Annotated in this window: 11 protein-coding genes and 2 tRNA genes; 6 read left to right on the top strand and 7 right to left on the bottom strand. The window is 41.8% G+C overall.

The genetic code is table 11. The annotated features are described in order from the left end of the window. Nucleotides 1–36 precede the first annotated feature (36 nt). A complete protein-coding gene (locus R7190_RS12425; protein ID WP_005387978.1) occupies nt 37–525 on the bottom strand; it encodes an NYN domain-containing protein in 489 nt (162 codons plus the stop codon). Between the two features lie 119 nt (nt 526–644). Between R7190_RS12425 and R7190_RS12420 the strand changes: the two genes are divergently transcribed. Then, nucleotides 645–1,085, top strand: a complete 441-nt coding sequence (locus R7190_RS12420) for a DUF4174 domain-containing protein (RefSeq protein ID WP_017820187.1) — start codon at nt 645–647, stop codon at nt 1,083–1,085. A gap of 16 nt (nt 1,086–1,101) precedes the next feature. Here R7190_RS12420 and cobA read toward each other — a convergent pair whose 3' ends face one another. The 4 genes from cobA to nirB all read right to left on the bottom strand — a co-directional run bounded on the left by cobA (nt 1,102) and on the right by nirB (nt 5,982). Beyond that, complete coding sequence (gene cobA, locus R7190_RS12415) at nt 1,102–1,860, bottom strand: uroporphyrinogen-III C-methyltransferase (RefSeq protein ID WP_054865301.1); 759 nt, start codon at nt 1,858–1,860, stop codon at nt 1,102–1,104. A gap of 173 nt (nt 1,861–2,033) precedes the next feature. Further along, nucleotides 2,034–2,885 (bottom strand): formate/nitrite transporter family protein, encoded by an 852-nt coding sequence (locus R7190_RS12410; protein WP_213963779.1) that lies wholly within the window; start codon nt 2,883–2,885, stop codon nt 2,034–2,036. A gap of 195 nt (nt 2,886–3,080) precedes the next feature. After that, on the bottom strand, nt 3,081–3,404 hold the full coding sequence (nirD, locus tag R7190_RS12405) for a nitrite reductase small subunit NirD (protein ID WP_213866322.1): 324 nt from the start codon (nt 3,402–3,404) through the stop codon (nt 3,081–3,083). A 13-nt stretch (nt 3,405–3,417) separates the two neighbouring features. Then, nucleotides 3,418–5,982 carry a nitrite reductase large subunit NirB gene (gene nirB, locus R7190_RS12400; protein ID WP_318137548.1) on the bottom strand — a complete coding sequence of 855 codons (2,565 nt, stop codon included), beginning with the start codon at nt 5,980–5,982 and terminating at the stop codon, nt 3,418–3,420. 526 nt (nt 5,983–6,508) lie between these two features. Here nirB and rnk point away from each other — a divergent pair. The 5 genes from rnk (at nt 6,509) to R7190_RS12375 (ending at nt 11,895) form a co-directional block, all read left to right on the top strand. After that, nucleotides 6,509–6,916 carry a nucleoside diphosphate kinase regulator gene (gene rnk, locus R7190_RS12395; protein ID WP_005390213.1) on the top strand — a complete coding sequence of 136 codons (408 nt, stop codon included), beginning with the start codon at nt 6,509–6,511 and terminating at the stop codon, nt 6,914–6,916. Between the two features lie 238 nt (nt 6,917–7,154). Then, complete coding sequence (locus tag R7190_RS12390; protein ID WP_025767735.1) at nt 7,155–8,114, top strand: GGDEF domain-containing protein; 960 nt, start codon at nt 7,155–7,157, stop codon at nt 8,112–8,114. A gap of 227 nt (nt 8,115–8,341) precedes the next feature. Beyond that, nucleotides 8,342–9,328: an ABC transporter substrate-binding protein gene (locus R7190_RS12385; RefSeq protein ID WP_005376042.1), complete on the top strand. Its 987-nt coding sequence runs from the start codon at nt 8,342–8,344 to the stop codon at nt 9,326–9,328. Nucleotides 9,329–9,461: 133 nt separating this feature from the next. After that, on the top strand, nt 9,462–10,667 hold the full coding sequence (locus R7190_RS12380) for a diguanylate cyclase domain-containing protein (RefSeq protein WP_250157692.1): 1,206 nt from the start codon (nt 9,462–9,464) through the stop codon (nt 10,665–10,667). A 235-nt stretch (nt 10,668–10,902) separates the two neighbouring features. Beyond that, the gene (locus R7190_RS12375; protein ID WP_005376038.1) at nt 10,903–11,895 is read left to right on the top strand and encodes an LLM class flavin-dependent oxidoreductase; all 993 of its coding nucleotides are present in this window, start codon (nt 10,903–10,905) and stop codon (nt 11,893–11,895) included. 5 nt (nt 11,896–11,900) lie between these two features. On the opposite strand, the gene R7190_RS12370 is transcribed toward R7190_RS12375, so the two are convergent. Further along, nucleotides 11,901–11,974: transfer RNA gene (locus R7190_RS12370), tRNA-Cys, on the bottom strand. A gap of 36 nt (nt 11,975–12,010) precedes the next feature. Further along, nucleotides 12,011–12,097, bottom strand: a tRNA-Leu gene (locus R7190_RS12365). Between the last annotated feature and the right edge of the window lie 295 nt (nt 12,098–12,392).

The following is a 12,392-nucleotide window of genomic DNA, read 5'->3' as shown; positions in this document are numbered from 1 at the left end:
GCCTGAGTGACTCGCCTTTCTTTATTGCACTATTAACTACAGCAAGAAATCGTCATCAATCGCGACAAAATTGTCGGCACAATCAATCAGAGTTTGAGATGTAAGTTTAGGTACACCATAAACGGTCACCGTTTTATTGAAGCGCTGCTGAATTCTCTCTACTAGCAGACTAAAGTCTCCATCTCCCGAAACTAGAATCACTTCCTCAACTTCGGGAGCAATTTCAATTGCATCGAGAGTAATACCCACATCCCAATCGCCTTTCGAGCTGCCATCACGACGCTGGATGTAGGGTTTAAGCATCACCTCAAATCCAACACCACGAAGAATATGGTGGAACTGACGTTGCTTGGGATCATTGCTCGCAATAGCATAAGCACGAGCACTTACCACCTCTTTCCCTTGTGTGGCAACATACCAAAACTGGTTGTAATCAAAATTGCTTCGATACGCTTCGCGACAGGTGTAATACACATTCTGTACATCAACCAAAATGGCGATTTTTTGTTTGCTTTCCGAACTCATCTATTTCTACGCTCAATTTATTTGCTGCCTACCCTATGCCAGTTTTGGAAAAAGCACAATGAGCCAATTCCACTAAACTTAACGTATAAAAAGTTATTTGGGTTTCTAGGGGGACTGTCATGGGCGGAAAGTTACTAGTGATACTACTTTCTTGTATCTTGTCATCGACAGCATTTGGTTATCCAGCGCACTCCAAATACTGGCCACATAGAAGTGTGCTCTACTTTGCGCCGGAAAATGATGAATACGTCAAACAATTCTTGCTAGAAACACTTATGAATGAGTGTGAGTTGGAAGACAGAGATGTCGTCACACTGGTCATTACAGAACAAGGTTATACTTTTCCTGCTTGGCTTAAAGAAGAGTTCGACCTAAAAATGCTAGCTCGTCTTTATGCGGTCGAAAAAGGTTCTCATACCGCTATTTTGCTTGGTAAAGATGGTCTAGAAAAGCACCGCTGGGGCGCAGAAACAGACTGGCCGTTTATCAACAACCTCATTGATCAAATGCCTATGCGTAAGCAAGAAATGCAGAGGCAACAAAGCCCCTGTAAAATATAGTCACTTCTGAGCAGTATTACTTTGCGAACCAATCCAACTTGTTGTGAAGTTGAGTCACGCTGCCAACCACAATCAATGCTGGGCTCACAGCTTGCTCTGCCATGCTCGATAACTCGTTCAACTTTCCTTGAAACACGCGCTGCTCCGGGCGCGTACCGTTTTCAATAATGGCGCATGACATCTCAGGATCTAACCCATGAGTGATCAGCTTATCCATAATATGGCCGCTTTGCTTCAAACCCATGTAGAACACAAGCGTGTTGTTGGATTGCGCCAGTGAATGCCACTCAATCTCACGACCATCTTTTTGTACGTGACCAGTGATGAATTGAACGCTTTGCGCATGGTCGCGGTGTGTTAATGGAATACCAGCGTAAGCCGTTGCACCCGCTGCTGCTGTGATACCCGGAACCACTTCGTATTTGATACCAAATTCCGCTAGTTCTTCTAACTCTTCACCACCACGGCCAAAGATAAATGAGTCCCCACCTTTTAGGCGCACAACGCGTTTACCTTCTTGCGCTTTCTGCACCAAGATTTGGTTGATTTGATCTTGAGGTACACAGTGAAAATCGAGCTTTTTCCCAACATAAATCATCTCTGCTGATGCATGGGCCAACTCAAGAATCTCTTTTGATACCAATCGGTCGTACACAACAACTTCAGCCGCTTGAATGGCTTTTAAGCCTTTTACTGTGAGTAAATCAGGATCACCAGGACCTGCACCAACAAGAGAAACAAAGCCGCTGTTTAAAGATGAGTTAACAGTTGTCATATCAACGCCTATCGAAAATTTGGACATAAAAAGTAACACTCAAGTCATTAACTCAAGGTTAAAATCACCCCAAGGAGTTATTACTTTTTATAGCTAAATCAATACAATACTTATCGAAAGTTAAATGAGTTGAACAGCCCTACCTACCATAGGTAGGGCCAGATAAAAGCGGTTTATTTTGCGATTGCAGGCTCTGCTTTTACTTCTTCTTCAACTACGTTGATAGAAGGCGCTGTTTTCGCGTGAGTTAGGTACAGTGGAATACAAGTCATTACGAGACCACCAACAATATTACCTAGAATGGTTGGAATAAGGTTGAAGTTCAACCAAGTCGCGATACCAAAATCCGCACCTAGAATCATACCTAGTGGGAATAGGAACATGTTTACTACGGTGTGTTCAAATACTAGCGCAAAGAAGATGAAGATTGGGAACCACATCATTGCTACGCGACCAGACACCGAACGTGCCGTCATGTTGCCGATAACGCCTAGACACACCATTAGGTTACAGAAGATGCCGCGTACGAAACATGTAATCCATCCATCCATACCCATGTTTTCAAAACCAAGGCTACGCGCGGTAGAAACAGCGACAAATTTCTTCGCTACTGCGTTCAGTTCTAGAGAGAAGTTACCTGTTAGAGAGATAGCCACTAGGTAAGCAACGATCAGAGAACCGATAAGGTTACCCAAGCCTACAAGACCCCAACAACGGAAGATACGACCCCAAGTGATGCCCGGACGGTTAGCAAACTTAGCCAGAGGCGCTAGACCAAAAACACCGGTTACTAGGTCATACCCCATCACACTTAGAATTACGAAACCAACGGGGAAAACAAGTGCTCCTACAAGGCCGATACCCGTTTGTACAATCGCGGTAATAGCAACCACCACCGCAATCGAAAGAATAACGCCAGCCATCGTACCGCGAAGCAGAAGATCTCGCGTGCTTGTATTGGTTTTCGCTTCACCAACATTGATCATGGTTTGCACGAATTCTGCAGGCTTAAAATCAGTAGACATGAATGTGTCCTTATCCAAAATTGAAAGTTAAAAAGTTAAAGATTGAATAGAGAAAGGCTTCCCGTTGACACCTGAACGCTGTCTACAACACCTCGCTTCCCTGTTCCCCTGAGATGATGCTTGGAAAGCCTTTGTCTATTAAATCTAGGTTTCAGTTCATTCCCTCCCCCTAAGAGGAGGGAATGAAAACCAAGCTTACGCAGAGATTTCTACTTCGCCGTTGGTTACACGCGTTTTGTACGCTTTCACGCTAAAACGTTCGTCTTCCATGCACGCACCTGTTGTCAGGTTAAAGCGCTGCTTCTTAAGTGGGCTTGCCACCCAAAGCTCGCCTTGGTGCTCACAGATCAAACCGCGAGAAAGCACGTTTGATTGGAAGAACGGGTCTGTGTTGCTGATCGCCAGCACTTCTTCTGCTTGTGTTGGACGAAATACCGCAACTTGCAGACCATTAACCAAAGCACAAACGCCAGTGCCCGGTACGATGTCGCTGATTTGGCAAATCTTTTCAAATGACATAATCAACCTTCCCTTATGCTTCAGTGATCGCTACGTGTAGGATGTCGCCTTTCGCTTCAGGGTGTTTTTCCGTGAAGGTTGCTGGGCGGTGCTGTTCACGCTCTTGTACAAACACGACGTTTTCATCGCGCTTGTCAGAGTTGATGAAGTGCGCGAAACGAGTCAGTTGTGATTCGTCGTTGATGGTCGCAGTCCACTCACACTCGTACTCGTCTACAAGCTTCGCTACGTCTGCTTCTAGTTGAGCGTTGATGCCAAGTTTGTCTTCAACAATCACTTCGCGTAGGTAGTCAACGCCACCTTCCATGTTTTCCATCCAAACTGATGTGCGTTGTAGTGGCGCAGCAGTACGAATGTAGAACATCATGAAGCGGTCGATGTACTTGATTAGCGTTTCTTTATCTAGGTCACTTGCAAGTAGGTCTGCGTGACGAGGTTTCATACCACCGTTACCACATACGTACATGTTCCAACCTGCGTCAGTCGCGATAATACCAAGGTCTTTACCTTGTGCTTCCGCACACTCACGAGTACAGCCAGAAACACCGAACTTCATCTTATGAGGGGTACGAATGCCTTTGTAACGGTTCTCGATGTAAGAACCCAGACCAACAGAGTCTTGAACACCGTAACGACACCAAGTAGAGCCCACACATGTCTTGGCCATACGAAGTGCTTTTGCGTACGCTTGACCTGTTTCGAAGCCAGCATCGATAAGCTTGCGCCAGATCTCTGGAAGATCGTCTTTTTGAGCACCGAACAGACCAATACGTTGAGCACCGGTTACTTTGGTGTATAAGTTGTATTCTGCAGCAACGTTCGCTAGCGCACCCAATGCTTGAGGTGTTACTTCACCACCCGCCATACGTGGGATAACAGAGTAAGTACCGTCTTTTTGGATGTTACCTAGGAAGTTATCGTTCGTGTCGTGCAGCTTAACCAGTTGTGGCTTAAGAATGTGCTCACCCCAGCAAGAAGCTAAGATAGAACCAGCCAATGGTTTACAAACTTCACAGCCGTAACCTTTACCGTATTTCTCCAGAAGCTCATCAAACGTTTTGATCTCTTCAATACGGATTAGGTGGAACAGCTCTTGGCGTGAGTAAGCAAAGTGCTCACACACGTCGTTCTTCACTTCGATACCCGATTTAGCAAGCTCAGCATTTAGAACAGACGTCACTAGAGGAATACAACCACCACAGCCTGTACCTGCGCCAGTCACTGCTTTGATGTCAGCAAGCGTATGATTACCATCAGCAACTGCCTGAGCGATCTTGCCTTTGGTTACGTCGAAACAAGAACAGATAACTGCGCTTTCTGGTAGAGCGTCTGCACCTAATGCTGGTTTCTCAGCGCCTGCGTGAGCAGGAAGGATCAACGCATCTGGGTGTTCTGGTAGGTCGATTTCGTTCAACATAAGTTGAAGCAGGTCGCCGTAGTCAGAGGTGTCACCAACCATAACCGCGCCAAGCAGTTTCTTGTTGTCTTTAGAAACGATAAGACGTTTGTAAACTTCTTGTTCTTCGTTCTGGTAAACGTAACTCTTACAGCCTTCAGTACGACCGTTCGCGTCACCGATAGAGCCTACTTTAACGCCAAGAAGTTTCAGCTTCGCAGACATGTCAGCGCCTTCGAATTTGCTTTCTGTGTTACCTAGTAGGTGATCAACGGCAACTGTCGCCATCTTGTAGCCAGGAGCAACAAGGCCGTAGAACATTTCGTTCCAAGACGCACACTCACCAATCGCGTAGATGTTCTCATCAGAAGTCTGACAATGATCGTTGATAGCAACACCGCCACGAGGTGCCACTTCTAGCTCCATTTGGCGTGCTAGTTTGTCTTGTGGACGAATACCTGCAGAGAATACGATGAAGTCTGTTTCTAGTTCTGAACCGTCAGAAAAACGCATAACGTTGCGTGCGTTTGTGCCTTCTGGCGCAATCTCAAGCGTATTTTTGCTGGTGTGAACGTTCACGCCCATACGCTCGATCTTTTGACGAAGTTGGTTACCACCAGCCAGGTCAAGTTGCTCAGCCATTAGTTTTGGCGCGAACTCAACAACGTGCGTTTCTACACCCAGTGCTTTCAGTGCGCCTGCTGCTTCAAGGCCTAGCAGACCACCACCGACAACAACGCCTGATTTGCTCTTCTTCGCACACGCTTCGATCGCTTTAAGATCTTCGATAGTACGGTAAACAAAACAGTCTTTGCTTTCGTGACCTTTGATAGGTGGAACAAATGGGAATGAGCCAGTAGCAAGAATCAGCTTGTCGTATTGAACTTCACGGCCAGTGCTTGAGTAAACAATGCGGTTTTCACGGTTGATGTTAATCGCGCGTTCGCCGATCAGCATGTTAATACCGTGTTTCTCGTAGAAGCCTTCTTTTACTAAAGAAAGTTCATCTGCCGTATGGTGAGAAAAGTAAGAGGAAAGGTGCACACGGTCGTATGCGACACGAGGTTCTTCACAGAAAACTGTAATGTCCATATTAGACATATCAGCTTTCTCGACTAAGTCTTCAATATAACGGTGCCCTACCATACCGTTACCGATGACTACTAGCTTCAACTTGCTCATTATAATTCCTAAGGGTTAGGTTCTTATCACTGAGCTCATTGTTAATTGTGAAAGAAAATTAATACATGATGTAAATCAATTACAATTTCAAACTACCCTAAAGGGGTAGATGAACGTATTTATCTGACTATTGCGAAATAAAAAGTAATTTATTAACGGATATTGGTAGTTTTAACAAACTGAGATAACCGAAGCCATGCTAGCAACGGACTATACCGTTTTGCTTTATGAAGTAAGGCTGACCATCGAAACCGAGCACACCTACGATAAATCCTGCTTTGCTTCTAAACGACGCACTCACTTGACTTCACCGTTTCAAGGTGATCAGAGAACAATATCTGAAGTGATTGAAAGATTTAGAAAAATCAAGCTTCACAACAAAAATTTTTTACTAGCTAAGTCGCACTATAAAGACTAAAATCAGGTTTAGTTCATATGGAATAGCGTCCATATGATTGATACCGTAATTGACATATAGAGTGCCGTCCCATTTTTGTGAGGCGGCCTTTTATTTGGGAGTCATAAAATGTCAGAAAACAATTCTATCTACATCTCAAGCTTAGATATGAACCGAATCACGGCTTTGTTGGATAAAATGCCAAACATCGCAGCGGAGCTTGTGGAATTAGAAGCAGAGCTCGACCGAGCAACAGTTCTTGAGCCAGAACAAATGCCAGATAACGTGGTCACGATGAACTCGACTGTAGAGTTTAAATTTTCAGGTGAAGATAGAACCATGACAAAGACACTGGTTTACCCTTCTGAACTGAAAAGCAGTGATGATATCTCTATTTTTGCACCCGTAGGCAGCGCACTGATCGGTTTGTCTGTCGGCCAAAAACTTGACTGGCCAATGCCAAATAATCAAGTGAAGACAATTGAAATTGTCGATATCACATACCAACCTGAGCGTTGTGGTGCACTAAACCGCTAACCCTCAGTAGTCCCGGTGCAAAGGCCTCCATTTAAGACTTTGCACCAGGAGAGCCCCTCGCTTACCCCCTATTTCCTTCTTTGTTTTCCAAGCATTTACTTTACTGCTCTTAAGTAACATCACCGATTCTTTATTATTTACCGCATATTCAATATTTATATCTCCAAGCTCAATCATAGAAATTGCAAAGTATTTTTCGTATATTGTCGCTCCGAAAACGACGTAAATTATGCGCAAAATGGAAGAATATCTAACTCGAATTGCCTGCTTAGAAAAAGAAAATGAAGAGCTGAAGCGGAAGAATGCGCGACTACAAGAAAAGTTGAATGCTGCACTCGACAGTAATGGACTGTGTTTGTGGGAGCAGCATATTCCTTCAGGTACTTTGACGATATTCAATATGCAGTGGGGAAAAATGCTAGGTTATCAGCCCCATGAGTTAACCGCGACGGTTGAAACGTGGAAAAACAATCTCCACCCTGAAGATTACGATCTTGCGGTGGGTGCATTTGAAGATCACCTAGCAGGCAAGACCGACCTTTATGAGGTAGTGCATCGCATGATTCATAAAGACGGCAGTGATAGCTGGGTCTACGATCGAGGGCGCATCGTCGAGTATGGTTCTGATGGCGAACCACTACGGATGATGGGTACTCATATCGATATTACAAAAGAAAAGCGTTATGAGCAGCAACTGGCCAAGTTGGCTTCGAGTGATCCATTGACTGGATTGTTAAATAGAAAAGCAATTGAGGAAAACTTTAATCATCAACCTCAAACCGAACCGTCTCAGCAGTCTGCTTTAGTGTTTGTTGATATAGATAATTTTAAAGCAGTTAACGACCAGCTAGGCCATCATACTGGCGACACCCTCCTCATCAATATCGCCAATAGCTTAACAGAGCTTGCGTCAAGCAAGTCTCAAGTTGGACGCATAGGAGGCGATGAATTTGTTATCTTAAACTGGCATTCAAGTCGAGAGGAAATATCCCAACTTTGCAATCAACTCTTAGATTCAATCATTCCAGCGATAAATCAAGACTTACATAAAGTAACGATAGGAATGAGTATCGGTGTTTGTCTCTTTAACAAAGGAAAGCAACCGTTTAATGAAGTGTATCAAAAAGCCGATCACGCAATGTATGAGATAAAGAAAAATGGCAAAAATGGAGTACAATTTTTCAACTTAAAAAGTTGATATCTCTCCATAAATCATCATGTTATGAAATCAGTCATTTGCTACAACTTGAACTAACTAAAGATAAATTCTTTATATCTAAGCCAGTTACCGAAATTACCCCTAGGTACTCATAAATTTGGCACGATACAAATAAATCCCCTCCTCTCCTAGCATCAACCCAATAAGCAACTACACTCATTTAACTGATAGATTAATTACTACTATTATGAAGGGAGTTGTTTTTGATGGATACAAAACAGATTTCTACAGTTATCATAATTTTAGTTCTTTCTGCATTAGTAGTTGCTTATTTAAAGTTAACAACGGTATCAAATGCTATCCACAAACCTACAACAATCGGTATATCTAAGACGCCTCTGTCAGCCCCTTTTATCATTGCAGAGCACATAGGTGCGTTTGAAGAAAACGATTTAAACGTCGAACTTATCATGTGCTTTGGAGGGGTCGAATGTTCAAACCTACTTCTAGAAAACCATGTTAATTACGCCACTTTTTCTGAAAGCGTACTGATGTTTAAAAGCTTTGAATACAAAGATTTAGCATTAATCACTTCTTTTGCATCTTCTACGAATGATATTAAGCTGCTAACTAAAAAGCGGTCTGGCATAGAAAGTATAGATAAATTACCAGGAAAAAAGGTTGGTGTAATAAAAAAGAGCGCTAGCGAATATTACTTAGACTTGTTGCTACAGGTAAATGACATTGATTTAGAAAAAGTAGAAAAAATATCATCAACAACGCAGGTTATTATAAATCATTTAATGCAAGGAAACGTCGATGCAATATCTACTTGGGAGCCATACGGATTTATGGCCAAGAATAGAATAAATGAAGAAGTAAAGAACATAGGAATTATTGGCGTGTATAAACTTTACTTTTTGCTTGTATCAAAAGAAATACACATTGAAAAATCAGATCAAGAAGTAATGAAAATAATAAAGTCACTTCATCACTCAATTAACTGGATGGATAAAAACCCTCATTTAACAATGAAAATACTATCACAAAAACTTAACACAACAGTTGAAGAAATATCTTGGAGTTGGGATGATTATAACTTTCGATTAAATTTAACGAATTCTTTATTATTTACATTACAATCAGAAGCTAATTGGGCATTAAAACAAAACTATGTAGAAGGACAGATTCCAAATTACAGAAAAATATTTAAAGAAAACTATATCAATTCATATTTTGATGGTCTAGATTAAAATGCATCGTTCGTTAAACCACTATTTAGCATCACTATTCAGTCTAAGCGTAATACTATGTATCAGCGTTATAGTATACATAAGCTTCATAAAAATAGAAGATTATAAAGCCAAGAAACAATTAAACCAAATAATGGACATACAAATATCATTAGAGTCATTAAGTAGTTATCTTTGGGCTTACACTCAAAATAGGGGAAAAAACAATTTCACACAATTCATGATTTCTCATAACAAATTAAACGAATTATTATCTCAAAATGAAGATGTTTTATACCTTACTAAAGACCTAAAAAAAATGAATCTCGAACTGTATTTTTTAGTTCAATACGAAAATAATCATTTACTAGACAAAGATCGCCATTATGATTCAGTCGTAAATTATAATAAATCAAATCCTGTCATACAATCCAGAATAAACATTGTATCCCAGGATATGAATAATGAAATAATATATATTTATAAAAAAATACTTAATAATAAGTCTACAAAACTACAAAATTTAAATTATTACACTCAAGCAGGTATTATTTTTATCTCTCTGGTTGTTATGCTATTATGCTTTTATATAAAAATAAAGTTCAAGAGAAGCTTTCAAAGGTTTATAAATGGAATAAAACAATTAAGCAGGTCAAATTTTGACTATAAAATCCCTTCAGAAAATCAATTCACGGAATTTGAAAATATGTCTTGTTACTTCAATAAAATGGCGGCATTGTTAAACCACACAACAATATCAAAATCAAAACTTAAAGAAGAAGTAGAGAATCAAACTTCAGTTCTAAATCGTCAAAAAGAAAGTTTGGTATTTTTGTCTGAGCACGACTCCTTAACTAATATCTACAATCGTCGAGCAATAGAAAAACATTTGATCCAGCTTACGCGTAATTTCAGAGGCAGTGAGAATAGTTTTAGTTTGTTTTTTATAGATTTAAATTTATTTAAGGATATTAACGATAGCCATGGCCATGAGGCAGGTGATGCAGTGTTAAAATCTGTAGCTAGTAGATTATCAAGTATTATCGACGAATCAGACATGGTAGGCCGCTTTGGTGGAGATGAATTTATTATTATTCATCGTTCACACACAACAGGTACGTCTCTGTCTGCATGTGCACTACGCTATATCCAAGAAATAGAAAAAGTAATTCATTTTAAAGGTAAAGAGTTATGCGTCGGAGCTAGCATTGGTATTGCACTCTATCCTGAGCATGGGTCGAATGTACATGAATTATTAACAGCGGCAGACAAGTCTATGTATCAGTCAAAACGTTCTAAAGCTAGCTCGTTCACTATTGTCGACAACAGCAGTTCGCTGTTAAAGAGGCCTATGTTTTAATCTAAAGTAGCTGTGGAAACGTTCTACATGCGAATATTCAACGACATCGACCACTGTGGCCACTTACAGTAATAAAGCCGCTTTTATCACATAGCAAAAGCTAAACTCGTAAGCTAAACGCTCTCCAGGCATTGAAGAAAAATAATCCATTGTGAATGGTTAATCCTCCCCTTTTAAACGTCAACTTTCACCACCATATGATAGTTAAGATTCATTAACAGGCTATAACTATCCTATGTCTTTTCCTCGTTTATCTGTTCTGGATTTGGCACCCGTGTCCGACGGAACAAACTTCACCGAAACGTTCGAACGCTCCGTTGAATTAGCTCAATCAATCGAGTCCTGGGGCTATCATCGGTTTTGGATGGCTGAACACCATAACATGCCCGACATCGCCAGTGCCGCAACCAGTGTATTACTCAGTCATATTGGAGCGCACACGAACTCGATCCGTTTAGGATCAGGTGGAATCATGTTACCTAACCATGCACCACTAGTTATTGCAGAGCAATTCGGAACGTTAGAGGCATTATACCCTGGTCGTATTGACCTCGGATTAGGACGCGCACCAGGCACCGACTACCAAACAATGCATGCATTAAGGCGGGAACCAGAGCATATGGATCCTGACTTTGAAGAGCTGTTGGAGGAGCTTAATTTCTTTCTTGGTCCCGTATCTCGAAATCAACCAGTCGCGGCTTATCCAGGTAACAACACATCTCTGCCGATTTGGCTTCTGGGGTCGAGTACATACAGCGCACGTTTAGCAGCTAAGAGAGGCTTACCTTTCGCATTTGCTGCACACTTTGCTCCAGATGCAATGTCTCGTGCTCTAAACTTTTATCGAGATGAGTTTGTCCCATCCGAGCATTTAGCTCAACCCTATGTGATGATTTGTGCCAACGTTATCGTAGCGGATACTCAGTCACATGCAGATTTTCTCGCGACAACAGAGAAGCAAAAATTCTTAAAAATGATTCGCGGCAATCGCGAAAAACTTCGCGCACCAGTGAAAAGTATGGCACCACTATGGTCAGCACAGGAAAAGCTTCACGTTGAAACTCAATTACGTGAATCTATCCATGGTGATCAAACATATGTAAGACAGAAAATTGAGAAACTTTTGGAACGCACTGGGGCAGATGAAATTATGGTAAACACGATGGTGTTTGAACAATCTGAGAAGTTGAGATCCTACAGGTTACTATCGGAACTCATGGACAAGTAAAAGAATGGAGGCGCCTCCCGGAGTCGAACCGAGGTCCACGGATTTGCAATCCGCTGCATAGCCACTCTGCCAAGGCGCCTTTCTGATTTTTTATCTCTGTCACCAAAGATTTTGATGGTGCCCCGGGCCGGACTTGAACCGGCACAGCGCGAACGCCGAGGGATTTTAAATCCCTTGTGTCTACCAATTCCACCACCAGGGCAACGCAATCATGCGATGGGTTAGACACCATCTGTCTCTGCGGCCTTTGCCGTGAGAACGAGGCGTACTTTAACGGATTAATTTATCTGGTCAACAAAAAATTAGTCTCTTTTATTCAAATGGTTAAAAAGTCAACTCAAACGAACAAAGGGCGATCATTTTGCTCACAAGAACATCAGCATGCTTTGCTCTCGTTTACTTTGCTTCATCACTTCATGTCAATGAGGAATCGACAAGTCGCACAAATTGGCAGTATGGGTATAAACTTAACTCGTACTGCAGGGGACAAATAAGCG

Source organism: Vibrio sp. 1078-1, assembly GCF_033340475.1.
The sequence above is the reverse complement of the archived record's forward strand: the minus strand, read 5'-3'. Positions and strand labels throughout refer to the sequence as shown.